The organism is Pseudarthrobacter sp. NIBRBAC000502772, assembly GCF_006517235.1.
Classification (GTDB): domain Bacteria; phylum Actinomycetota; class Actinomycetes; order Actinomycetales; family Micrococcaceae; genus Arthrobacter.
Genome location: NZ_CP041188.1, coordinates 4,195,856 through 4,219,032 on the forward strand (window position 1 = coordinate 4,195,856; position 23,177 = coordinate 4,219,032).

The 23,177-nt window shown below is 64.7% G+C and carries 24 protein-coding genes; 9 read left to right on the forward strand and 15 right to left on the reverse strand.

The window, feature by feature from the left end; all coding sequences use genetic code 11:
• The first annotated feature begins 177 nt into the window (after positions 1-177).
• Both NIBR502772_RS19475 and NIBR502772_RS19480 read left to right on the forward strand, forming a co-directional pair.
• Positions 178-795, forward strand: coding sequence for an LPXTG cell wall anchor domain-containing protein (locus NIBR502772_RS19475; RefSeq protein ID WP_141141414.1), 618 nt, complete (start codon positions 178-180; stop codon positions 793-795).
• 108 nt (positions 796-903) lie between these two features.
• A complete protein-coding gene (locus NIBR502772_RS19480) occupies positions 904-1,401 on the forward strand; it encodes a VanZ family protein (RefSeq protein WP_371706711.1) in 498 nt (165 codons plus the stop codon).
• A 22-nt stretch (positions 1,402-1,423) separates the two neighbouring features.
• On the opposite strand, the gene galU is transcribed toward NIBR502772_RS19480, so the two are convergent.
• The 7 genes from galU to paaA all read right to left on the reverse strand — a co-directional run bounded on the left by galU (position 1,424) and on the right by paaA (position 7,074).
• Positions 1,424-2,314: a UTP--glucose-1-phosphate uridylyltransferase GalU gene (gene galU, locus NIBR502772_RS19485; protein ID WP_141141415.1), complete on the reverse strand. Its 891-nt coding sequence runs from the start codon at positions 2,312-2,314 to the stop codon at positions 1,424-1,426.
• Between the two features lie 64 nt (positions 2,315-2,378).
• Positions 2,379-3,161 carry an enoyl-CoA hydratase/isomerase family protein gene (locus NIBR502772_RS19490; protein WP_141141416.1) on the reverse strand — a complete coding sequence of 261 codons (783 nt, stop codon included), beginning with the start codon at positions 3,159-3,161 and terminating at the stop codon, positions 2,379-2,381.
• 7 nt (positions 3,162-3,168) lie between these two features.
• Positions 3,169-4,410 (reverse strand): 1,2-phenylacetyl-CoA epoxidase subunit PaaE, encoded by a 1,242-nt coding sequence (gene paaE / locus NIBR502772_RS19495; RefSeq protein WP_141141417.1) that lies wholly within the window; start codon positions 4,408-4,410, stop codon positions 3,169-3,171.
• A 9-nt stretch (positions 4,411-4,419) separates the two neighbouring features.
• On the reverse strand, positions 4,420-4,935 hold the full coding sequence (paaD, locus tag NIBR502772_RS19500) for a 1,2-phenylacetyl-CoA epoxidase subunit PaaD (protein ID WP_141141418.1): 516 nt from the start codon (positions 4,933-4,935) through the stop codon (positions 4,420-4,422).
• The gene (paaC, locus tag NIBR502772_RS19505) at positions 4,932-5,768 is read right to left on the reverse strand and encodes a 1,2-phenylacetyl-CoA epoxidase subunit PaaC (RefSeq protein WP_141142171.1); all 837 of its coding nucleotides are present in this window, start codon (positions 5,766-5,768) and stop codon (positions 4,932-4,934) included. The genes paaD and paaC overlap by 4 nt, the downstream gene beginning before the upstream one ends.
• Before the next feature lie 11 nt (positions 5,769-5,779).
• Positions 5,780-6,115, reverse strand: a complete 336-nt coding sequence (gene paaB, locus NIBR502772_RS19510) for a 1,2-phenylacetyl-CoA epoxidase subunit PaaB (protein ID WP_141141419.1) — start codon at positions 6,113-6,115, stop codon at positions 5,780-5,782.
• Positions 6,112-7,074 carry a 1,2-phenylacetyl-CoA epoxidase subunit PaaA gene (gene paaA, locus NIBR502772_RS19515; RefSeq protein WP_141141420.1) on the reverse strand — a complete coding sequence of 321 codons (963 nt, stop codon included), beginning with the start codon at positions 7,072-7,074 and terminating at the stop codon, positions 6,112-6,114. The genes paaB and paaA overlap by 4 nt, the downstream gene beginning before the upstream one ends.
• A 1,042-nt stretch (positions 7,075-8,116) precedes the next feature.
• Here paaA and NIBR502772_RS19520 point away from each other — a divergent pair.
• Positions 8,117-10,198, forward strand: a complete 2,082-nt coding sequence (locus NIBR502772_RS19520) for a bifunctional diguanylate cyclase/phosphodiesterase (RefSeq protein WP_141141421.1) — start codon at positions 8,117-8,119, stop codon at positions 10,196-10,198.
• A gap of 53 nt (positions 10,199-10,251) precedes the next feature.
• Here NIBR502772_RS19520 and NIBR502772_RS19525 read toward each other — a convergent pair whose 3' ends face one another.
• The gene (locus NIBR502772_RS19525; RefSeq protein WP_141141422.1) at positions 10,252-12,843 is read right to left on the reverse strand and encodes an AMP-binding protein; all 2,592 of its coding nucleotides are present in this window, start codon (positions 12,841-12,843) and stop codon (positions 10,252-10,254) included.
• A gap of 202 nt (positions 12,844-13,045) precedes the next feature.
• Positions 13,046-13,444, reverse strand: a complete 399-nt coding sequence (locus NIBR502772_RS19530) for a nuclear transport factor 2 family protein (RefSeq protein WP_141141423.1) — start codon at positions 13,442-13,444, stop codon at positions 13,046-13,048.
• A gap of 158 nt (positions 13,445-13,602) precedes the next feature.
• Between NIBR502772_RS19530 and NIBR502772_RS19535 the strand changes: the two genes are divergently transcribed.
• From NIBR502772_RS19535 to NIBR502772_RS19545, 3 genes are all read left to right on the forward strand, one after another.
• Positions 13,603-14,028 carry a helix-turn-helix transcriptional regulator gene (locus tag NIBR502772_RS19535; protein WP_058931462.1) on the forward strand — a complete coding sequence of 142 codons (426 nt, stop codon included), beginning with the start codon at positions 13,603-13,605 and terminating at the stop codon, positions 14,026-14,028.
• A 22-nt stretch (positions 14,029-14,050) separates the two neighbouring features.
• Positions 14,051-14,452: a VOC family protein gene (locus NIBR502772_RS19540; RefSeq protein WP_141141424.1), complete on the forward strand. Its 402-nt coding sequence runs from the start codon at positions 14,051-14,053 to the stop codon at positions 14,450-14,452.
• 292 nt (positions 14,453-14,744) lie between these two features.
• On the forward strand, positions 14,745-15,365 hold the full coding sequence (locus NIBR502772_RS19545; RefSeq protein ID WP_246848593.1) for a hypothetical protein: 621 nt from the start codon (positions 14,745-14,747) through the stop codon (positions 15,363-15,365).
• A 188-nt stretch (positions 15,366-15,553) separates the two neighbouring features.
• Here NIBR502772_RS19545 and ppsA read toward each other — a convergent pair whose 3' ends face one another.
• Together ppsA and NIBR502772_RS19555 are read right to left on the reverse strand one after the other, a co-directional pair.
• Positions 15,554-17,938 carry a phosphoenolpyruvate synthase gene (ppsA, locus tag NIBR502772_RS19550; protein ID WP_141141425.1) on the reverse strand — a complete coding sequence of 795 codons (2,385 nt, stop codon included), beginning with the start codon at positions 17,936-17,938 and terminating at the stop codon, positions 15,554-15,556.
• A 151-nt stretch (positions 17,939-18,089) separates the two neighbouring features.
• Positions 18,090-18,908 (reverse strand): pyruvate, water dikinase regulatory protein, encoded by an 819-nt coding sequence (locus tag NIBR502772_RS19555; protein ID WP_141141426.1) that lies wholly within the window; start codon positions 18,906-18,908, stop codon positions 18,090-18,092.
• 111 nt (positions 18,909-19,019) lie between these two features.
• Between NIBR502772_RS19555 and NIBR502772_RS19560 the strand changes: the two genes are divergently transcribed.
• The gene (locus NIBR502772_RS19560; protein ID WP_141141427.1) at positions 19,020-19,220 is read left to right on the forward strand and encodes a hypothetical protein; all 201 of its coding nucleotides are present in this window, start codon (positions 19,020-19,022) and stop codon (positions 19,218-19,220) included.
• On the opposite strand, the gene NIBR502772_RS22895 is transcribed toward NIBR502772_RS19560, so the two are convergent.
• Complete coding sequence (locus NIBR502772_RS22895; protein ID WP_246848594.1) at positions 19,217-19,480, reverse strand: hypothetical protein; 264 nt, start codon at positions 19,478-19,480, stop codon at positions 19,217-19,219. The two genes, NIBR502772_RS19560 and NIBR502772_RS22895, sit on opposite strands and share 4 nt — an antisense overlap.
• A gap of 306 nt (positions 19,481-19,786) precedes the next feature.
• On the opposite strand from NIBR502772_RS22895, the gene NIBR502772_RS22900 reads away from it, so the two are divergent.
• Both NIBR502772_RS22900 and NIBR502772_RS19570 read left to right on the forward strand, forming a co-directional pair.
• The gene (locus tag NIBR502772_RS22900; protein ID WP_246848595.1) at positions 19,787-20,347 is read left to right on the forward strand and encodes an alpha/beta hydrolase; all 561 of its coding nucleotides are present in this window, start codon (positions 19,787-19,789) and stop codon (positions 20,345-20,347) included.
• 83 nt (positions 20,348-20,430) lie between these two features.
• Positions 20,431-21,165, forward strand: a complete 735-nt coding sequence (locus NIBR502772_RS19570; RefSeq protein WP_141141428.1) for a GAF and ANTAR domain-containing protein — start codon at positions 20,431-20,433, stop codon at positions 21,163-21,165.
• 7 nt (positions 21,166-21,172) lie between these two features.
• Here the strand turns inward: NIBR502772_RS19570 and NIBR502772_RS22530 are convergent, their stop codons facing one another.
• From NIBR502772_RS22530 to NIBR502772_RS19580, 3 genes are all read right to left on the reverse strand, one after another.
• On the reverse strand, positions 21,173-21,310 hold the full coding sequence (locus tag NIBR502772_RS22530; RefSeq protein ID WP_168223582.1) for a hypothetical protein: 138 nt from the start codon (positions 21,308-21,310) through the stop codon (positions 21,173-21,175).
• 87 nt (positions 21,311-21,397) lie between these two features.
• Positions 21,398-21,967 (reverse strand): hypothetical protein, encoded by a 570-nt coding sequence (locus tag NIBR502772_RS19575; protein ID WP_141141429.1) that lies wholly within the window; start codon positions 21,965-21,967, stop codon positions 21,398-21,400.
• Positions 21,964-23,064 (reverse strand): ImmA/IrrE family metallo-endopeptidase, encoded by a 1,101-nt coding sequence (locus tag NIBR502772_RS19580; RefSeq protein ID WP_141141430.1) that lies wholly within the window; start codon positions 23,062-23,064, stop codon positions 21,964-21,966. The genes NIBR502772_RS19575 and NIBR502772_RS19580 overlap by 4 nt, the downstream gene beginning before the upstream one ends.
• Positions 23,065-23,177: the final 113 nt, after the last annotated feature.

Consider the following 23,177-nt stretch of genomic DNA (forward strand, 5'->3'; position numbering starts at 1 on the left):
TATAGACGGCGCGTTAACAGTATGTAAACCGTGTGGACTCACGTTGCTGGCAACTCGACGAGGATGGTAACGTCTTTCTTGGGATATCTATCCGGGATTTCTGCACAGGTCTCGTGCGGAGAGGAAACCTCCTCAATTCGGGTACATCAAAATTTTAACGTCTCCGGGGGGACAACAATGAAAAAATCACTCGCAGCACTCGCCCTTGCAGGATCGCTCGCCCTTGTCGGTGCCGCACCGGCATTCGCAACCTACCCGGCTCCTTCGCCGGTTCCGCCGCAGGCAGCGGTTTCGGACAACCAAGTTGGTCCCGGTGAGCAGTTTGTCTTCCGCGGCAACGGCCCCTTCGCTGGTCAGCCGCTGACCATCCGGGTCACACCGGGCACACCGCCGGCATCTTCCGGCGCCGCAGTTGGTAACCGCGCAGTGAGCTCAAGGATCAGCGTATTTGCCGAGGCGCAGACACTTTCCGCTACGGCAGACGCACAGGGCAACTTCTCTGTGCCGATCACCATTGTTGCAGCCGGCACCTACCTCGTCACTGCAACGAGCAACACCACGGGCGCAACTGTCGGCCCCGTGACAGTTGTTGTGGACCCGGCCTACGCCAGCACGCTGTCCAACACGGGTGGTGGCGCTGCGCTCGCCAACACCGGCGGTGGCACGGGCCTCGCCAACACGGGCGCCGACTCAGGCCTGATCCTATGGACTCTGGTTGGAGCTGGCGCACTTGCCGCCGGCGCAGCCTCTGTAGTTGTAGTACGCCGCCGCGCCAAGACCGAGGCAGCAGCGTAACCGCAACACCCACAAACACCAAAGAGGGTGGGTGGTTCTCCGGAAAACGGAGAACCACCCACCCTCTGCATTTAAGCATGTGGTATCTATTGGACCTATGGGGAGATATTGGCGCAAAAGACTTTGGCAGCCAGCTGGCCTGAACCATCTGAGGGCGCTTTGAAACAACTGGAAAATCCCAGGCTCTGGCGCTCTGTCCTGGTGACCATGCTGGCGCTGCTGGCGCTGGTGGCTTATTGGCCAAGCCCCGTCGATGCTCCTGTGCAGGGGGACCTTTCGGGCTTCCTGAAGTTCCTCCACGGCCGTGGAATTCCCGGATGGTTCAATTACCAGTTCGTGGAGGCGTCTGCCAACGTCATGCTCTTTATTCCGCTGGGCGCAGTGGCGTCCTTGGCCTATGACGGCAAGCGTTGGTGGCAAATCGGCGCCTTTGGGCTAATTGTCTCGGGGGTAATGGAACTGGGTCAGCTGCTGTTTCTTCACAACCGGTTCGCAAGTGCGCTGGATCTTGTCACAAACACAGGTGGGGCTGTAATTGGCGCGCTCTTGGTCGCCGCGGCCCTTAAACGTCTACAGGCCCGCCGCTGGTCAGCGGCGGGCCTGTAGGCACTTACAGAGGCATCTGGAGCTAGCCGACGAAGGCCTTCAGCCACGTCTTCAAGTCCTCACCGAATTCCACACGCTCGGAAGCCAGCGTGATGACAGCCTTCAAGTAGCTCAGCTTGTCGCCTGTATCGAAGCGGCGGCCTTTGAAGATCACGCCATACACGCCCGAGCCCTCGCCCTCGCCGGCGGCCAAGGTCTGGAGAGCATCAGTCAGCTGGATCTCACCGCCGCGGCCCGGTTCCGTGTTCTCGAGGACGCCGAACACCGACGGGTGCAGCACGTAACGGCCGATGACGGCCAGGTTGGACGGCGCTTCGGCGATGGCCGGCTTTTCCACCAAACTATTGACGCGAACGAAGTCCTCGCCCTCGATCGCAGTGATGTCCGCGCAGCCGTAGGCGCTGATCTCCGAGGGATCCACCTCGATCAGGGCGATGACGGAACCGCCCGTCTTCTGCTGCACCTCGATCATGGTGGTGAGGAGGGTCTCGGCCTCATCGATGAGGTCGTCACCCAGGAGGACGGCGAACGGTTCGTTGCCTACGTGCTGGCTGGCGCACAGCACCGCGTGGCCCAGGCCCTTGGCTTCGCCCTGGCGGACGTAGTGGATAGGACCAAGATCAGAAGCCTCGTGGACCAGGTCCAGGCGACCCTGATCGCCCTTCAGCTCCAGCGCGCGCTCCAACCCGGGTTCACGGTCGAAGTGGTCCTCAAGGGCGCGCTTGCTGCGCCCCGTGATCATCAGAATGTCGTCGAGGCCGGCCTTGACGGCTTCCTCCACCACGTACTGGATGGCCGGGCGGTCAACAACCGGCAGCATTTCCTTCGGCATCGCCTTCGTGGCGGGCAGGAACCGAGTCCCCAGGCCGGCAGCAGGAATGACGGCTTTAGTAATAGATTTCCCCATTGTCATAGGTGAACCTTACAAATCTATGGTGGAAATTCGCAATTGAGTGACTGGATTTCGACAGGCTCAATCACCGGCCTTCGAAGACTGGCGCCCGCTTCTCTTGGAACGCCCGGAAGCCTTCGGCATAGTCTGCGCCCTTGCAGAGCCGCGCCTGCTCTGCGTTTTCCTCTGCCATGGCGTCCCACAGGCCGAGGCGCTGGTCGCGGATGTGCGCCACCAGCTCCTTGCTCGCCGTGAACGCGCCAGTGGCCCCGGCGGCCACCTTCGTCACAATTTCCCGGGTGTTGGCCAACAATTCATCAGCCGGCATCGCCCGGCTGAACATCCCCTGCGCGACGGCCTCCGCGCCGGACATGAGCTCGGCCGTGTAGATCAGGTCCAGCGTCCGGTGCATGCCCAGCCGCTCGGTGAAGTACCAGTGCCCTCCCGAATCCAGCGTGGCGCCCAGCTTGGCGAACGGCGAACCGAACTTGGCATTCTCCGCCACGTACACCACATCCGTGGCCAGCAACAGGCCCAGCCCCACGCCCAGGCACGCGCCATGGGCGGCCGCGAACGTCGGCGCCGGGAACGCGCTCATCTTCTTCAGCAGCGGCTGCACCAGCCCGCCCAGGTACGCTTCGGCGTCGTCCGTCTCCGGCGTCACGGCCGAAATGTCGCGGCCCGCGCAGAAGGCGCGGCCCTCTCCCCTGAGCAGCAGCGCCCGCACCTCACCGCGCGAGGCGGCGGCAGCGGCGTCGTCGTACGCCTGTGTTAAATCAGCGAGCGCCTGCTCGTCGAGCGAGTTCAGCTTGTGGGGCGCGTCTAGGACCACTTCGGCGACGCCGTTGGCGATGGAGAGGGAGATCATGGGTTCCTTACACGTCGAAGTCGACTGTTACTTCTTTGCTGGTGGGGTGGCTCTGGCAGGTCAGGACGTACCCCTTGTCCAGTTCATCCTGCTCCAGCGCGTAGTTTTCGTCCATGGTGACGGTGCCGGTGACCAGTTTGGCGCGGCACGTGCCGCACACTCCCCCGGCGCACGCGAACGGCACGTCCGCACGGACCCGCAGCGCGGCGTTCAGGATCGACTCGCGGGCATGCGTGGGGCTGGCCACATCGCCCTGCAGGCCATCCAGCTTGAAGGTGATCTTGTAGGTCTCCTGGGACTCGTCCACCACCACGGGGCGGCCGGCGTGGCCCTCCGGGCGGTCCGGCTTGCCGCTCGTGAACAGCTCGAACCGCACGTGCTCCGGCTTCACCCCGCGCTCGGCCAGGGTGTCCCGGCACAGCTGCACCAGCTCGAACGGCCCGCACAGGAACCACTCGTCCACATCGTCGGCGTGGATGGCTGTGCCCAGCAGCTGCTGGAGCTTTTCGGCGTCGATCCTGCCGGACAGCAGCGGCGCGATCCGCTGCTCGCGGGACAGCACGTGGTGGATGGCCAGCCGCTGCGGGTACTTGTCCTTCAGGTCCGCCAGCTCCTCCAGGAACATCACGTCCATGGCGGCCTTGTTGGCGTAGATCAGGTCAAAGCGCGTCTCCGGGTTGGCCGCCAGCAGCGTGCGGGCGATCGCGATCACCGGGGTGATGCCGCTCCCCGCCGCGATGGCCACAAAGGTGCCCGCCCCCTGCGAGGCCGCCTCCCCCGCCAGCTCCTCCGGGTGGTTCATGGAGTTCATGACGTTCTGCTCCACGGCCTTGCCGTCCCGGCCGTGCTTGGACACAAACGCGCCCATGGGGCTCATAACGTCCAGGGTGTCCCCAGCCTTCAGCTCCGCGTTGGCCCACGTGGAGAACAGCCCGCCCAGGTCCTGCTTCACGGCCACCCGGATCTCGCTGCTGCCGTCCGGGAAGCTGCGCGGCTCCGCGCAGATGGAGTAGCTGCGGCGGATCTCGTGCGGCTCGCCGGTCTCATCCGGCAGCGTGGTGCGCAGGGCCACGTACTGGCCGGGCAGGTAGTCGAACTGGCCGGCCAGCTCTTGGGGTACTCCGAAGGTCACCTCGATGGCGTCCTCGGTCAGCCTTCTTACCTCGGTGACGGTGAGGGTGTGGAAGGACGGACGACGGCGGCCGCTGGCTAGCGCCGATTCGGCGGCGGTCTGGCGCACAACAGGCATGGGGGTTCCTTACAGGACTTTGAAGTAGTCGAACGGTTCCAGGCAGTCCTTGCAGACGTACAGCGCCTTGCAGGACGTGGAGCCGAAACGGGTGAGCTCCTTGGTGTTCAGGCTGGAGCACTGGGGGCATTTCACGGCCATTTTGAGCCTGATGGGGCCATGGTGTCCGCCCGCCGCTGCCATGCCCGACGGCGGGGCGATGCCGTACTCCTGCAGCTTCGCCTTCCCGGCCTCGGTCATCCAGTCCGTGGTCCAGGCCGGGGCGAGCACCAGGTCCACCTCTGCTGTGTAGCCCTTTTTGGCGAAGGCTATCTTCAGGTCGTCGCGGATGGCGTCCATGGCCGGGCAGCCCGAGTACGTGGGCGTGATGGTGACCCTTACGCTTTGTTCCCCTGTCACCTGCACGTCGCGGAGGATCCCCAGGTCCTCGATGGTGAGCACGGGGATCTCCGGATCGCAGACCGTGGCGGCGATGTCCCACGCCTGCTGCTGTTGCGTCCGCTGCTGTACGGCCACGGCGGTCACCAGCTCGCTCCGGGGTACTCGCGCGCCAGGACCTGCATCTCCGCGAGAAGGTAGCCCAGGTGCTCGGAATGCTGGCCGTGCCGTCCGCCGCCCGGGGCAGCCGCTACGTCCGGCACCTCCAGCTCGGCTTCCGCGAGGATCTCCCCGGTCAGGCGGTCAAAGTCGGCTTTCAGGCTGGAAGGCCCGACGGCGGCGCCCGTTTCAGCCAGGCGCGCGGTCAGCTCGTCGTCCTGGAAGAGCTCGGCGACGTAGGGCCACATCTGCTTCAGGCCCTGGATCATCCGTGTACGGGATTCCTCCGTACCGCCGGCCAGGCGCAGGACCCACTGGGCGCTGTGGTCCCGGTGGTAGTCCACTTCCTTCACGGCCTTGGCGGCGATGGCAGCGAGTGTGGCATCTGTGGATTGCGTGAGCCGCCGGTAGAGCTCGAACTGGTAGTAGCTCACGATGAACTGGCGGGCGATGGTCGCCGCGAAGTCGCCGTTGGGCTGCTCAAAGATGGCGGCCGACCGGAACTCGGGCTCGCGCCGGAAGTACGCCAACTCGTCCTCGGTCTTGTCCCAGGCGCCGCCCGCGTAGGTCAGGAAGCTCCGGGCATGGCCCAGCTGGTCCAGGGCGATGTTGCCCAGGGCCACGTCCTCCTCCAGCTCGGGGCCGCGGGAGATCCAGTGGCCCAGCCGCTGCGCGAGGATCAGGCCGTCGTCCCCGAGCCGCAGCGCGTACTCGGCCACGTCCTCGGTGGGCCTGGCCAGGCCGGTGCGGACCTCGAGCGCGATGTCCTCCGGGCGCAGGGCGTTGCCGGGGGTGATGCGGGTGGCGGATTCCCCGCCCATGGGAACAGCGTTCACAGGTGCTTCACCCCTTCGCTCTTGGTGTAGTACGTGGCGTGCCGGTAGTCCTTGCCCTGCGGGGACTCAAAGAACGAACCCTTGGCGTCGGGATCGCTGGCGGCGATGGCGTCGGCCGGAACCACCCAGATGGACACACCCTCGTTGCGGCGCGTGTAGAGGTCCCGGGCGTTGCGCAGGGCCATGGCGGCATCCGGCGCGTGCAAGGACCCGGCGTGGACGTGCGAAAGGCCGCGGCTCGACCGGACGAAGACCTCCCACAGGCCCCATGCCCTTTCGGTGGTTGAGCCTGTCGAAACCGTCGAAACCTCCGGGTTGCTTGCGTCGCTCATGCTGCGTATTCCTTTGTCTTCAGTGACTGTTTTGCTGCGTAGGCCGCGGCTGCTTCGCGGACCCAGGCGCCGTCGTCGTGCGCTTCCCTCCGGCGCTCAAGGCGCTGGGCGTTGCAGGGGCCGCGGCCGGCGAGGACTTCGTGGAACTCGTTCCAGTCCAGCGGGCCGTGCTCCCACTTTTTGGTGTCCTCGTTGAAGCGGATCTCGCTGTCCGGGAGGGTGAGGCCCAGCACGCGGACCTGCTCCACCATCATTCCCACGAAGCGGCTGCGGAGTTCGTCGTTGCTGAAGCGCTTGATGTTCCAGGCCATGGACTGCTTGGAGTTGGGCGAATCGTCGTCCGGCGGGCCGAACATCATCAGCGCCGGGGCGTACCAGCGATTCACGGCGTCCTGCGCCATCTGCTTCTGCTCCGGGGTGCCGTGGGCGAGTTCCAGCAGGATCTCGAAGCCCTGGCGCTGGTGGAACGACTCTTCCTTGCAGACGCGGACCATGGCGCGGCCGTAGGGGCCGTAGGAGGCGCGGCACAGCGGCACCTGGTTGCAGATGGCAGCGCCGTCCACCAGCCAGCCGATGGCACCCATGTCCGCCCAGGTCCGGGCCGGGTAGTTGAAGATGCTGGAGTAGCGGGCCTTGCCGGCGATGAGATCGGCCGTCATCTTGTCCCTGCTTTGGCCAAGCGTCTCCGCGGCGGAGTAGAGGTAGAGCCCGTGGCCGGCCTCGTCCTGGACCTTGGCCATGAGGATGGCCTTGCGCTTCAGGCTCGGGGCCCTTGAGATCCAGTTGGCTTCCGGCTGCATGCCGATGATCTCCGAGTGGGCGTGCTGGGAGATCTGGCGCAGGAGGGTCTTGCGGTAGGCGTCCGGCATCCAGTCTTTTGGTTCAATGCGGGAGTCCTCGGCGATCACGCGGTCAAAGTTGGCCTGACCGTCCGCGTCGCGCTGGGCGTTGGCTTCCATGGTTGCTCCTATGCACCTGCCTGGATTGGTTCGATTTATTTACCGACCGTTCGTTCAGGATATGCGCAGGGCGCGGAGGGCGTCAAGGAGCGGCCCGGTGGTTGAGCTTGTCGAAACCGGGGCCCGACGAGCTCGACCACCGGGCCGGCGGCGACGCGCATATCCCTTGCCGACGCGCATATTCCCTGACGCGGGCCATATTTCGTGCGCGTCAGAGCACATGCGGGTCGAAAGTCGAGGTGCGCGTCGACCCGTGGTGCAGGTAGTTTTCCACATGGCGGCAGCTACTGAACGGTCGGCGTGGCTAAGTTCAAAAGAGCGGTTCTGGCGGGCACCGGAAGTGCTGAGGCTCGCCACGATTTCGTGGAACGTGACGGCGCCGCTGCTCCAGGCCAGCCGGCTGGTTCCACTCGAGGCGTCAAAATTTCGACAAGCTCAATCACCGGGCGGACATTGCGCAATCGTCGAAAAAGCGAGGGAGGATTGGGGCAGCATGCTCACGAACAACAGGGCGCAGGTCAAGGCCGCAGTCCGGGCGACCGCCGGCCACCGCGCGGCGACGGATCCTGCGACGCGGGGATTCTCAGCTGGCTTCGTACGCACTGCTTTTCAAATGCCCTTCCACGACGTTGACGTCGGAAGGCGCCCATAAAGAGCAGAGAACCGTCCCCCCGGGGGAACCTGGCCCCTTACCCGCACCTCCGCAATGGCCGCGGATGGCAGTGAGCTCAATTCCGGTAAACCTGCACCGTGACTGCATCGATTGACTTTCAACCGAAAGAGGCACAAAGTGACGCCATACACCACGCCGTTGGTGATATCCGTTCATGGTGGGTGGGGGCTACAGCACGGATTCCTAATTGCTCTCACGCGATGAGCCGGCCAGCAGGCCGGAAGCGGGGAACCAGCAAGTCGCTGGTTCCTCCTTCCAGTCCACGGTCATTGTCGACATCCAGACCTGAAAACAAGCACTTCTTCCCGTGAACTTCCCGTGCGCCACAATCCCAGATATGCAAGATCCGGCCGATGAAAGAGGGTACCGATGATTCCTCATACGCCGGCCGTCCCCGAGGCCCGCATCAGCGGTGACCTGAACGGAACAATCACTGCCTGGAATGCCGGTGCCACCGAAATGTTCGGCTTCAGCGCTGGCGAAGCAATCGGCCGGAACTATGACCTGCTGACCACCACGAACGGACCCATTCTGCATAGGGAGGCCCTGGAGCAGCTCCTGGCCGGAAAAGGCTCCAGCGAGGTCCGGACCCGCTGGCGGCGCAACGACGGCCGCGTCGCCGAGGTTTCACTCACGCACTCACCCCGGTTCGACGCCGACGGAGTACTGATCGGCAGCTCCACCATCGCACGGGACGTCACAGCGGTGGCGCAGCTGCAGGACGAGGCAGGCAAGGAACGCGAACGGCTCATCGAAGCCCAGGAGATGGCCCATGTGGGAAGCGCCGAATACGATTTCTCATCGGGCCGGTGGTGGCATTCGGAGGAATTTGGCCGTCTTCTGGACCTCACCACGGGCGAGAAAGTCTCCGTATCCATGCTTCTGGAAAAAATCCATCCCCAGGACCGGGACGGCGTCAGGACCGACTGGCATTCCCTGGACCGGGCCGGTTCCCGGCACCTTGACCGCGAGCTGCGCCTCATCCAACCAACCGGCGACGTGCGCTGGATTCTGGCCAGCGTCAGGGTCACCGGGACCGGCGCCCGGACCCGGGTGCTCATCACCGCCCTGGACATCACCGCTCGCAAACTGGCCGAAGCGGTCCTGACACATCAGGCATCCCATGACGCGCTGACTGGGCTACCCAACAGGATCCTGATCAACACCATCCTCCATGACCTCCTGGGCCGCAAAGCATCCAGTGTTGTGGTGTTCTTCCTGGACGTTGACCGGTTTAAGACCGTCAACGACGCCGTCGGCCACGCCGCCGGAGACGCCATCCTCACTCAACTCGCGGCCAGGCTCCGTCCCGCCATCCGGCCTGGCGACACCGTTGGCCGGTTCGGCGGCGACGAATTCATCGTGATCTGCAAAAATCTGCACGCCACGGAGGCTACTGCCGTGGCCGAACGGCTCCGCGCCGCTGTCAAAGAGGACTTCACCCTCGGCGGCCGCCGGATTTTCCTGAACATCAGCATCGGCATTGCCCCTGCCGGCCCGGGAGACACCGCCGAGACCATCCTCGACGCAGCCGACATGGCCATGTACCAAGCCAAAAACGCCGGCGGCGACCGCATAGCGGTCCGCGACTCCCGCACCCAGGCCGCCGCCACCGCCCGGCTCAACCTCGAATCCGACCTGCGCCTCGCCTTGGACCGGAATGAGCTCAGACTCCACTATCAACCCGTGATCGACATCAAGACCGGGATGCCGGTCGGTCTCGAAGCCTTCCTGCGCTGGGAACACCCCACACTCGGCCTGCTCCAGCCCGCAAGCTTCATCAGCCTCGCAGAAGACAGCGGCCTGATCGTTCCCATTGGTAGCTGGGTCCTCAACCAGGCCCTCCAACAGACCCAACATTGGCGCAATACCCTGCCCGGCGCCAAGGATCTCACGATCTTCGTCAACGTCTCCGTGCGCCAACTCCAGGACCTGCGCTTCGTGGACACCGTCCGGGACGCTCTCTGCACGACCGGCATCAGCCCGGCCGCCGTCACCCTGGAAATCACCGAATCCGTACTCATGGATCAACGCGAACTGCCCACCGCCATCGTCCAAGGCCTGCATGCCTGCGGCGTCGGCCTGGCCATCGACGATTTCGGCACCGGCTACTCATCCCTGAGCCAGCTCCGGTGGCTATCCGCCCACACCCTGAAAATCGACAGGTCCTTCGTATCAGAACTCGGCTATAAAGATCCCAGCAGCGCCTCCATCATCCAACTCATCCTCGGCATGGCCCGCGTCCTGAACCTCAGCGTCATCGCCGAAGGCGTCGAAACACCGGCGCAGTTGAACGAACTACGCAGGCTCGGTGTCCGCCACGCCCAGGGCTACCTCTGGTCCACGCCCCTCCCTGCCCACGAAATACCAAAGCAGCTACAAGCACATGCACCGGAACCCCCACCGCGCAACGCCCAGCCCCGCAAACTCCCCCGTCGTTCGGATCGTTGAACACACGAAAGTGCAGCGGCCGGGCAGTCGGTTTGGTTAGGAGATGGAGTACGTCAGCGCTGAGTGCGTGCCGGCGCCTCAGCCCGATAGGGCTCCAGGGCGGCGGACTCAATCACAGGGGCTCTCGACGGGCTCGACAACCGGGTTTTTGCGCGGCCGATGACCGTTGGCGCATAGCTGCAGAGCGCCCAGTACGCCGAGCCTGCGGCCAGTGAGGCCACGACGGCGAGCGCGGGGCTGAGCTCAACCAGCAGCGGGTAGACCAGCCAATGCACCAGATAGATGTGCAGGGAGGCGCTGGCCAGCTGAACGGTGAGGCGCCGGAGCCCGGCCGGGACGGGAATGCTGGGCAGCCACAGGAGCAGGAGTATCCCGGCCAGGACAGTCAGTTCACGGGCGGGGTTGTCGAAGAACCCCGGGATGGTCAAGGCGGCCACGACACTCACGGCGCCTCGCTGAAGGATATGGCGGGCCCGGGCAACCGCCCATCCCAGCGCGAAAAGCCAGAATATGGGCGGCGTGTGCGGAATTCCGGGCTCGAAATGCTCATAGCGGGTGAGCAGCCCGGCGGCGAGCAGCACCAGCGGAAAGAGGAACGGGAAGCGTTTTTCGGCCCGGCTTACCCAGGGCAGGGCGAGCAGAACCGTCATGCTGACCAACACGTAGACGAGCACCTCGATGAACCAGAAATGCGACCGGGTGGTCACCTCTTCGGGTCCGATGATGGCGTTCAGGAGGACGATATTCGCCAGGCTGTATCTGTCGGTGATCAGGTAGGCGAAGCCGATGAAGGCCATGCTGGGGATGATGACCCTGGCCAGGCTGGCCACTTGCTTCCTCAGCCGCGGCATGCGTTCCCCGGACAGCTGGAACCGGGCGAAGTTGAACCCCGCAACAGCCATAAGCACGTGGGCCGCACCCTGCCAGTGCAGGAAACCAATATGGGTACTGACAATCAGGAAAATGGAGACCGCCCGCAGCACAATGCTGGTTTCAAGCCGGGCGAAGGGGCGGCGCTTCCGCGGCCGCGGCTGTTCAAGGCGGGCCCCCAGCACTCCCACCGGGGTGATGTGCCAGTCCGGGGGCAAATGTCCCAATGCCTGCTCAAGCCGCACGGACGCTGCCACATACGAAAGCGAGTCCCCGCCGAGCGAAACGAAAGTGTCGTCGTCGGAAATGTCCGTCAGCTCCAGCGTGTCTTCAAAAATCTTCACCACACTGTCCTGCGGCGTAGCTCCGGAGTTCGCGCTGGACGGCGCTTGTTGAACTGTGGGTTTGGCGAGCGCCAGGACGGCCGGGTAGTCCAGCTTGCCGGACGCCAGACGCGGGAGCTCCGGCACCGCGTGTACTTCCAGGGCAGCGCGGGGCAGGCCGATGCCCTGGGCGAGGAGCTTGCCCAGCAGCGCGGGGTCGTGTTCACCTTCGACGGCGACCACGAGTCCCTGGTCCGTGCCGGCGCTCGCGGCCTGAATACCAAGGTCGGCAAGGATCCGTTCCACCTGTCCAAGGTCGACGCGGAGGCCGACGATCTTGACGAACCGGCTGCGCCGTCCCACGACCTCGTACAGTCCGTCAGCGTTCTTGCGCGCCAGGTCTCCGGTGCGGAGTTCATCCACGGTCCGTCCGAGGCCGAGGTCCTCGGGGGTTCCGGCGTATCCCAGCATCACGTTGGGCCCGGAATAGACCAGCTCCCCATGTTCCAGTCCGGGGACCGGGTCTATCCGGAAGGCGCCGCCGGGGACAGGGACTCCGATGGCGCCCGGCGACGTACCCGCCAGCCGGGGCGGGAGGTAGGCCATGCGTGCGGTGGCCTCCGTCTGGCCGTACATCACAAAGAGATCCCAGCCGCTCCTTGCGCCCAGTCCGGCGTAGCGCCGGACCAGGTCAGGGCCGAGCCTGCCGCCAGCCTGGGTCACATACCTGAGCGTGGGCAGCTTCATCGCGGCGAACCCCACCCGCTCGAGCAACTCGAAGGTGTAGGGAACGGCTGCGAACGATGTGGCACCCTCGCTGCGGAACAGATCCCAGAAGCAGGGGTCCACCACGGACAGATCCGTCAGGACCAGGCTGGCACCACGCAGCAGGTGGCTGTTGATCACTGACAGTCCGTAGCAGTAGGACATGGGCAGCGTGGTCATTGCCCGGTCGTACTCCGTGATGCCGAGGTATTCCGCGATGGACTCTGCGTTCGCCCGGAGGTTTTCATAGGACAGCCGCACAAGCTTGGGTGAACCGGTGGAACCTGAGGTGCTCAACAGAAGGGCCAGGTCCGGATGCAGGGTGTGTACGGTGCCAGGCCGCCGCTCCTCCAGCACTGTCCGGCCGTTCGCGGAACTGAGGATAACGTCCGGATCATAGGCCGCGACCAGGGACTCCAGGGCGGAAGGCTTGTCCGCGGGCAGGAGGATCAGCGGATGACCGGCCGCCATGGCCGCCAAGTACCCCACCAAGGAGTCAACATCGTTACCGGCCGTCAGTGCCACCAGGCGTCGTTCGGTACCGAGGCGCTGGCCCAGCTCCTCAACACGGTCGGCCAGTTCCCGGTACGTTAAGACACCCTTGCTGGTGGCAACGGCGGTTCTGTCACCCCTGCTCGCGAGGTTCGCGGCAAACGACAGGCGTTGAAGGTCAAGTTGGGTGCTCATAGCGTGTGGTCCATAGGTGTCTTCGGCGATTTAGGGAAGCCTAACCTTGGAAGAGTACACCGGGCGTTGGTGAATTAAGAAAACAAAACGTACCCTATTTCTCCACCTTCTGGTCTAAAGGGCCGCGTCCCGTCCGTGCCTAACTGCGGTTCGACGCCCGGCAACGGATCACTACCCGGTTCACGCGACGCGCCTGGCACCGTCACTCGACAACAGTGTCGGCATGCCGATGGGCCACCTTCCATTCGCCGCCTTCGCGGCGATACACCTGCGTGGCACGCAGGGTGTAACTTCGCGGCTGACCGTTGACGGAGGCGGAGGTGTGCTCCAGTCCGGCGGTGTAGGCCATGTCATCCGCGACGTCATAGGCCTGCAGTTCGAACGTGTACGACGTGCAGTCGGAGAAACTCTTCTCGAGGTCGGCGAAGAGCCCGTCCAGCTCATGCTGGCTAAAGGCGTTGCGCCACGCACCCAGGATGCTCACGGGTTCGTTACGTGACCAGATTGCCCGGCGCGGGGCCGAATCGCCGTTGTGAAGGGCTAGTTCCGCTTCGTAAAGCGCGGACTTTACCCAGGCTAGGAAGTCGTCGCGGTCAGTCATGCCTCAGTATGCTCCATGCACAGCTGATCCGGCACGGCTGCCCGAGCATTTTCACGTCATTGCGTAGCGCCATGCCGTTTCCGCGTCGCCGGGATTTCGACAAGCTCAATCACCGGGCGGACAGGCTCGACCATCGGGGGCGCTACTAGACTTGCCTCATGACACCGCAGGAGCTGGCAAACTTGGCCCATTTGCGGCGGGCCCGTGACCTGATCGACCGCGAGTACGCCCGGCCGCTCGATGTGCCAACGATGGCCGCCGGCGCCCTCATGTCCGCCGCGCACTTCTCCCGCCAGTTCAAGGCCGCCTACGGTGAGACTCCGTACAACTACCTCATGACCCGGCGGATCGAACGCGCCATGGCCCTGCTGCGCGCCGGTGTCAGCGTGACCGACGCGTGCATGGAGGTGGGCTCCACGTCCCTGGGTTCGTTCAGCTCGCGGTTCACCGAGATCGTCGGCATAACGCCCAGCGCCTACCGGGCCCGCGAACACCACGCCGTGAAAGCAATGCCCACGTGCATCGCCCGGCAGCACACCCGGCCCTCGCGCAAACCGAGCAGGATTGAAGAAGCCTCTTCATAGCCACTCCCCTAGCGTGGGAGACATGAACATTTCATTGAAGTACGCACACGTCACCGTCAACGATCTCGATGAGTCCCTCGCCTTCTACCGCGACGCCCTTGGCCTGGAAGTCCGGAACGACGTCGGCTCGGACGGACAGCGCTGGGTCACCCTTGGCAGTGCCGCCCAGCCCGACCTTGAGATTGTCCTCTCCCCTCCCCACGCCGGCCGCTCCCAGGCCGACGGGGACGCCATCCAGGAGCTCCTCACCAAAGGCGTTATGCCCATGCTCGTGTTCAACACGGACGATCTCGACGCCACTTTCGAAACCCTCCGGGCGTCAGGCGCCGAGGTGCTCCAGGAACCCATCGTCCAGCCGTGGGGCCCGCGCGACTGCGCCTTCCGCGACCCGTCCGGCAACATGATCCGCATCAACCAGGGCTGATTTGTGCCGACGTCGTCCGTTGCTCCACGTCGCCAGGACTTCTCCACATAGCGGCACCTACCCCTCGCGTCGAGGGCGCGCAGCTGGCATCTTCGCTACATGACGGATCTTCCACCGCTTCTCTTGGCCCGCGACCGCGCCCTTCACGGGCTGACCCCGAATGACCTTGCCAAGCGCGTAAAGGCCGGTTCCCTGGTCCGCGTCCGGCACGGCGTCTACACGGACGGGCAGGTCTGGAAGCGGCCGGTCACGTGCTGGAGTCCGCCGCCACTTTGCTGCGCCGGCGGGTCTGATGGTGGTCCGGCGGGAGGGCCTGCTCGTCACCGGGCGCATCCGCACTGTCCTGGACCTGGCGGCGTTCACGCCTTTCACCGAAGCTGCCGCACCCCTGGATCATGTGCTTCGACCGGACCGGACCCTGCGGCTGCCTGCCGTGACGACGGCTGAACTGGAGGCAGGTATCGGATCTATGTACTCCACTGCTGCGAGGCGAAGGGTGCTGACCGCCCTGGCTTTCGCTGACCCTTTGTCCGGTTCCGCAGGGGAGTCCTACAGCCGCGCGCTTATCCACGTGGCCGGCTTCGAAGCCCCGGTCCTGCAGCAAGCCATCCACGACAGGGACGGCCTGGTGGGCTACACCGACTTCTATTGGAAGCAGGCCAAGGTTGTTGGCGAATTCGATGGCGAGGTGAAGTACCTCAAACCCGAGTACCTCAAGGGCCGGACCGCGTCGCAGGCGGTGGTGGAGGAAAAGCAGCGCGAGAACCGAATCCGGGCCACTGGGTTCAACGTGGTGAGGTGGGATTGGGCCGAGCTGATGGAGCCCGGCAAGCTGGAACGCAAGCTGGCAGCGGCTGGCGTGCCCCGCCGTCGTACGCGTTCTGCGGTTTTCGACGCGCAAACCCGACCGTGACCCGCATATTCCTTGGCGCCACCGATATTTAGGTCTCGACAAGGAATATGCGTAGCGCCACGGAATATGCGCAGCGACAAGCCGCTTCCTTGTCGAGGAGTAACATCCTCGACCACCGGGAAACGGACGACGTCGGCACCCAACCCGGGTGCCGACGTCGTGCGTTCAGCGGATTTCGACAGGCTCAATCACCGGCGTGCCGGGGTGCCGGCGAGCCGGAGCCAGGTGTCCACCACGGTGTCGGGGTTCAGGGAGACGGAATCGATGCCCTCCCCGACCAGCCACTCGGCGAAGTCGGCATGGTCGCTGGGACCCTGGCCGCAGATGCCGACGTACTTGCCGCGCGCCTTGCAGGCCTTGATGGCCATGCTCAGGAGCTTCTTGACGGCAGGATCGCGTTCATCGAAGCCGCCCGAGACAATCGCGGAATCCCGGTCCAGGCCCAGGGCCAGCTGGGTCATGTCATTGGAGCCGATGGAGAAGCCGTCGAAGTAGTCCAGGAATTCGTCGGCCAGCAGCGCGTTGGACGGAATCTCGCACATCATGATCACTTCGAGGCCGTTCTCGCCACGGACCAGGCCGTTCTCCGCCAGCAGCTCGATGACGCCGCGGGCCTCGTCCAGGGTCCGCACGAACGGGATCATCAGCTTGACGTTGGTCAGCCCCATCTCGTTGCGGACGAAGGACAGGGCCTCGCACTCGAGGTCGAAGCAGTCCCGGAAGGACGGCTCCAGGTACCGGGAGGCGCCGCGGAAGCCGAGCATCGGGTTCTCTTCGTGCGGCTCGTAGGCCGGTCCGCCGATGAGGTTGGCGTACTCGTTGGACTTGAAGTCGGACATGCGCACAATCACCGGCTCCGGCGCGAAGGCCGCCGCGATGGTGGACACCCCTTCGGCCAGGCGCTTGATGTAGTAGTCGCGCGGGCTGCTGTACGCGGCAATCCGTTCCCGGATTTCCGCGGCCACGTCCGCCGGCTGGCTGTCCAGGTTCAGGAGCGCCTTGGGGTGGATGCCGATCTGGCGGTTGATGATGAATTCCAGCCGGGCCAGGCCCACGCCGTGGTTCGGCAGCTGCGCGAAGGTGAACGCCTGCTCCGGGGTTCCGACGTTCATCATGACCTTGACCGGGGCCTCCGGCAGCTCGGTGATGGCGGTTTCCTCGACGCTGAAGTCCAGGAGCCCTTCGTAGATGGTGCCGGTCTCACCGTCGGCGCAGGAGACGGTCACTTCGAGGCCGTCGGTAAGGGAATCCGTAGCACTTCCGGTGCCGACGACGGCGGGGATCCCCAGTTCGCGGGCGATGATGGCCGCGTGGCAGGTGCGTCCGCCGCGGTTGGTGACGATGGCGGAGGCGCGCTTCATGATCGGTTCCCAGTCCGGGTCGGTCATGTCCGCGACCAGGACGTCGCCGGTCTTGAAGGCGGCCATCTGGTCGATCGATGTGAGGATGCGGACGCTGCCGGCACCGATGCGCTGGCCGATGGCACGGCCCTCGGCCAGGACCCGGCCGGTCGCGTTGAGGCGGAAACGGCTCAGGCTGCCGGCGGCCCGGCGGGACTGCACCGTCTCCGGGCGTGCCTGCAGGATGTACAGGCCGCCGTCGGTCCCGTCCTTGCCCCATTCGATGTCCATGGGACGGCCGTAGTGGTTCTCGATGGCGACGGCGTGCCGGGCGAGCTGCTCGACGTCGGCGTCGCTGAGGCTGAAGCGGCTCCGCAGGGAGGCCTCGACCGGCACGAAGTCGATGGTCCGGCCGATCTCCTGGCTGTCCGTGTAGGTCATCTGGAGGGCCTTCTCGCCCAGGCCGCGCTTGAGGATGGCGGGCCGCCCGGCCTGCAGCGCGGGCTTGTAGACGTAGAACTCATCGGGGTTCACGGCGCCCTGGACCACGGCCTCGCCCAGGCCGTAGGAGGACGTGACGAACACTGCGTCCTGGAACCCGGACTCGGTGTCCATGGTGAACATCACGCCGGAGGCGCCGACGTCGGAGCGCACCATCCGCTGGATGCCCGCCGAGAGTGCCACCTCGGCGTGTTCAAACTTGTGGTGCACACGGTAGGCGATGGCCCGGTCGTTGTAGAGGGACGCGAACACGTCCTTGATGGCGATCAGGATGTTCTCGATGCCGCGGACGTTCAGGAAGGTCTCCTGCTGCCCGGCGAAGGAGGCATCCGGGAGGTCTTCCGCCGTGGCGCTGGAACGGACGGCCCAGGAGAGGTCCTCGGAGCCCGCGTGCTTGTCCACCAGCTGCTGGTAGGCGTTCCGGATCTGCGCCTCGAAGTCCGGCAGGAAGGGCGTCTCGCGCATCAGCGCGCGGATTTCCTTGCCCGCTGCTGCCAAGGCGGTCACGTCATCGGTGTCCAGGCCCACCAGCCGGTCCGCGATCTTCTGGTCCAGGCCCGAGTCAGCCAGGAAGCTGCGGTAGGCGTCGGCCGTCGTGGCAAAGCCGTCTGGGACCTGGACGCCGGCGGAGGTGAGGTTCTGCACCATCTCGCCGAGGGAGGCGTTCTTGCCGCCTACCCGGTCCAGGTCCTTGAGTCCGAGTTCTGAGAACCACAGGATGTCTGTTGTCATATTTGCTGCTCCTTTGCAGGGATGATGGCATGCCAGCGCTGCCCGCTCGCGGCTGTGGCCGGTTGGTGGGCGCGGATCCTGTCTACAGTGACAGGTCCACAGCACTCATACCAACATGATGTGCGCCACACCGGGCTTGTGAAATTTTTCCCTAATGTTTTAGGTTCATCCGCTGCAGGATGGTGGCGGCCATTTCCTCCACGGACACGGTGGCCGAATTCAAGTACGGGATCCGGTGGGAGACGTAAAGCTGCTCGGCGCTGCGCAGCTCGAAGCCGCACTGCCGCAGCGACGCGTAGGGTGAGCCGCGGCGCCGCTCGGTGCGGATCTGGCTCAGCCGCAGGGGGTTGGAGGACAGCCCGAAACACTTCTCAACAAAAGGCCGCAGCGGCTTGGGCAGCCCTTCCCGCTGAAAATCCTCGTCCACCAGCGGGAAGTTCGCGGCGAAGATGCCGTGCTGCAGCGCCAGGTACATGGTGGTGGGCGTTTTTCCGCAGCGGGACGGTGCCACCAGGATGACCTGCGCCTTTTCCAGCGCCCGCAGGCTCTGGCCGTCGTCGTGTTCCATGGCGTACTCGACGGCGGCCATCCGGGACTGATACCGCTCCGCGTTGCCCAGGCCGTGGGCCCTGCCGGGTTCGCCGCTGGCCTGGGAACCGAGGGCATGCTCCAGCTGTCCCACATGCGTCCCGATAAGATCCACGATGATCCCCTGGCACTTGGCGATGGCCTGCCTGATGTCAGCGCTGACGGCGGTGGAAAAGACGACGGGCCGCGGGCCGGTGGCGACCAGTTTGTCGATGGTGCCCACCACGGACCTGGCCTGGTCGACGGTGGTAATGAACGGGACCGTGATGCGGTCAAAGTTGTTCGCGGGGAACTGCGTCAGCAAGGTGTTGCCGAGCGTTTCCGCGGTGATGCCGGTGCTGTCCGAAAGGAAGTAGACAGGCCGAATCTCGTCATTGGTCATGAAGGCATTCTGCACCGACGAGCTGACACGGAAAAATCACGCAGCCGAAACACTGCGGCAACCTGGCCGGGGCATGCTGGGCATACCGGGACAACCAGCAGGGGGCACAGCATGATCACTGACAAGGTGCAGACGGTAAGAATCCAACTCGGCGACCACATCGAGGCGTGGCACAACGGCAAGCTCTTCCACAAAGGCCGGGTGACCGACGTCGTACATTCCCTGGACCTGATCTGGATCAGGGACGCGCGGACCGGCACGCGGAAGCTGCTGGATCCTGACGCCCTGGAGATCATCAAGGTGCGGGACTAACGTGGTGCCTGGTGGGCCGCCGGGCTACGGCGACTCACCAGGACAATCGATAGCTGCGCGAGTTGGGCCGCACGTTCGCACCGTTGGAGGTCGGTCATGCCGCTGCGCAGCTTCTCCCGCCGCACGCGTTCGGTCCCGGAAGAGGCAACCCCGGACCAGCCACCGCCGCGGCGGAAACGGCGCGGACTGAGGGCCATCGCCGCAGTGGCGCTGACGGTGCTGGGGTTGGTGCTGGCCTCTACTGTGGCCAATCTGGTCATCGAAGGGGTTGAAAGCTCAAACTCCACGGCATACGGCGAACGCATCCAGACCGACCAGGGAACCATCAACGTCTCCCGGACCGGCGAAACCGGCCCGACGCTGGTTCTGCTCAGCGGACTTGGCACGCCGGCGCCAGCGCTGGATTTTGCGCCGCTGATCCGGGAATTGCACGGCTACCGGACGGTGGTGGTGGAGGGATTCGGCTACGGCTACAGCGACATGACCGCCAGGCCACGGACCATCGAGAACATCACCCAGGAACTCCACGAGGTGCTCGCCAAACTCGGCATTACAGGCCCCTCCTTGTGGGCCACTCGATCGCGGGCTTCACCACCCTGCACTACGCCAACAAGTACCCCGCGGAAGTCTCTGCCGTCATCGGGATCGACCCCACTGTGCCTACCGCCACCACCGCACCCAGTGACGGACCGGCACCTGCCGAACTGCCGCCGTCGGGCAATTTCTGGGAACGGATGCCTTCGACCATCGGACTGGTCCGCTGGGCCGCGGCCGTCGGCCTCACCGACCCGGACAGCGACAGCTACACAACGGCGGAAATTGACCGGATGCGCATGCTGCAGAGCTGGAACTTTGGCAACCAGGCACTCACCGACGAAACGAACCGGATTGGGGAGAACTCCCTCAAGATTCAGGCCCTCCGCTATGCCGACCAGCTTCCGGTGCTGCAGTTCCTCGCCCGGGAAACCATCCAGCGACGGCCCGAATGGCAGGACATCCATGAACGCCAGCTGCTCAATGTCACGCACCATGAGCTGGTGGTTCTTGACGGCAAGCACTACCTGCACTGGAGCCAATCCGCGGAGATGGCGAAAAGGATTGATGAGTTCCTGGGCGGGACGCAGTAGGTTTCGACGGGCTCAACCACCGAGCGCCGTCACTGCGCTGATGGCACGCTTGTGAGCGCCCGCCGTTCGGCCTAGATTTGGGCATGACCAATTCGCCCGAACACGAACTGCTCCTTGAACTGCAGGACCTGATTATCGGCACTGGATCGGTGGCTGACTTCCTGGGCGGGTTCGCCGTCATCGCAGCGGCCGCCCTGAGCCGCTCCGCAAGCGCCACCGTGGAGTGCGGGGTCACCCTCAAACACGCCAGGAAAACCACAACGGTAGGCGGCAGCACCGAGCGCGCCATCCACCTGGACCGCATCGAACAGGCCGTGGGCGACGGACCCTGCATCGCGGCGTTGAAGGCAGCGACCCCTGTCCTGCTGGCCGATGTCCGCACCGACCCTCGCTGGCCGACCTACCAGGAGCGCCTGATCGAGGAGGGCATCCACAGCGTCCTGGGCATCCCCCTGGAACTTGGCGAAAACGCCGCCGCGGTTCTGAACTTCTTCGCGCCGGCCACTGGTGTGTTCACGGAGGACACCATCAGCGAGGCAGCCAGCTTCGCCGACGTCGCCGGCAGTGCCGTCCGCCTGGCCGTCAGGGTGGGAACCGCCGAGAGCGCCGCGGATGACCTGAGCGCGGCGATGATGAGCCGCACGGCCATCAACATTGCCTGCGGGATCATCATGGCCCAGAACCGCTGCAGCCAGACCGAGGCGATGTCCATCCTGATGAAGGTCTCCAGCCACCGGAACCAGAAACTCCGGGACGTTGCCGACGAGATCGTCCGGAAGGTCTCGGGCGAGGAAGCCACCACCTACTTCGACATGTAGGGCCGGGTTAGAGTTCGGCCTGAAGCTCAGCCAGGCTCACAAGCCGGCCATCGTCCTCGGCCTTGGCGGCACGGAATTCGGCGACGTCCTCTGCGTCGTCGAACTGCTGCAGGCTTTCGAAGTCGGGGTCAGTCTCGACTCGCACAGTCTATTCCGAACGATTCGTACCCGAGAGCTCCAACGTACTCCGGTCCTACCGGGCCGGCGGTGTCGCTCGGGCCTTCGATGAAGGTCAGGAGACGAAGCGGAGAGATGCGGGGCTCTCCAGCCACGCGTTGAAGGCGTCCTGGCTGCGTAGCTCCTCGTACCGCCGGCGGTCGCCGCCGAGGACCTGCACGTAGCTCCACGCCGTGTCCCCGTCCAGCCGGTTGACCCTGACAAAGGTCTTGAACAGGTCCCAGGTGGTCACGTGCTGTATTCCGTGGGCCTGAGCAAACCTCAGCGCCCCGTTATCGTCGGTGATGAACACGGCGTCGAGCTTGCGGTGGATGATGAGAGACAAGCTTTCCGCCTCGCCCAGGTTGGCCGCGGGCCCGTCACCTGGCTTCTTGAGTTGGGCTTGGAATACCCGCATGTCCGAGAGCTCCAGACGCGACTCCAGCATCAGCGGATCCCCGAAAATGCCGGGCGCCTCGGCCAGCTGTTCCAGGCCGCTGACACGTGAGCTTTTCTCACACTCCTGCGATACCGTGTAGCACCACGTCGAGCGACCGGCGGCGATCAGACGCAGAAGGTCCATCCGGCCGATCCGAGCAAAGTTGACGAGCACGGTGTTGTCAGGCAGGAAGAGCCTGCCGCTCAAGCGCCTGCCGCCAGGCCAAACTCGGCGGCCAGATCGTCCAGGTTGACACTGGAGGACTGCGGCGGATGCACCTCAATCTCCTCAGGGGTGACATCCAGCATCCATGCCAGTGTTTCCTTGGGCACGGTCCCGAGAGCGACGGCTTCCATGTGGGCGGCGACCAATGCGTTCGGGAACCTCCGTTCGGCCGAACCCTGGGTCCGCAGGCCAACGGCGACACGCTCGAAGTCTTTGCCGTCCAGCGGCCGGTTCAGCACGTCGAAGGTTGACAGTTCCAGGAGGGTCCGGGTCGCATCCTGAATGGCCAGGCGAAGCTTCCGCAGCCGGTTCGCGAGGTACTTCGTGGAGATCCCCTGATTCCACAAGAAATTGACCACACCGGCGATCGGCATGGTCTTCCAGTCGATGGACCGCATCAGAGATTCCGGGAGGAGCAATTCGGCGGCGAAGTCGTAGGCCGGGCCTTCCTTGGTGCTGGACGCGACCTCGTCGGCGTCGTTGAAGTGGCCCAGGTAGATGTGGCCGAGCTCGTGGGCGATGGAGCTGTTCTGGTGGAACCAGTTTCCGCTGCGCGGGACCACGATGCAGTAGCGGCCACCGGCACGAACGGAGTAGGCGGAACTGACACCTTCGACGCGGACGATGTCGATGTCCAGGGCCTGCTCGACCCGCGAGGTGAAATCGCCGACAAAGTTTTCGCCCAGGCGGGTGCGGACTTCGGCCGGCGTCGCGGTCCTGGTGGGCAGGTCATTGCGACCCGTGTAGACCTGACGGTAAGCCAGCTCGATGTTGTCCAGCGTTTTCCGCGTAGTCTCGCCCTGTTCGGTGACAAACTGGCCAGATGCGAAGTCGTATTCGTGGCGAGCAGCGATGCGCGCTTCAAAGGGGTCGGCCTCACCTGTGGCCAGCCAGTACATGGACGTGGATAGGCGCTCTGCGAGGTGTGCGAGCTCGATGCTCGTGAACGTCCGCTTCCCGTTCAAGGACCGGGAAAGGACGTCAGGAGTCATTCCTACAGAAGCGGCAATGTCCTTTTCCGGCAGGCCGAGGTTCAGTTCAGCAATGCGCTGACGGATGCGCGCTCCTACGGATTCCATAGATCAATTCTATCCTAGATTGGGATTTTCCCAATCCAGGCCCGGCCCTCGCCGCTCCCCAACCTTCTAACTATCACCTGGCAGATAGGGGTCCACGAAGCGGCCCTCAGACG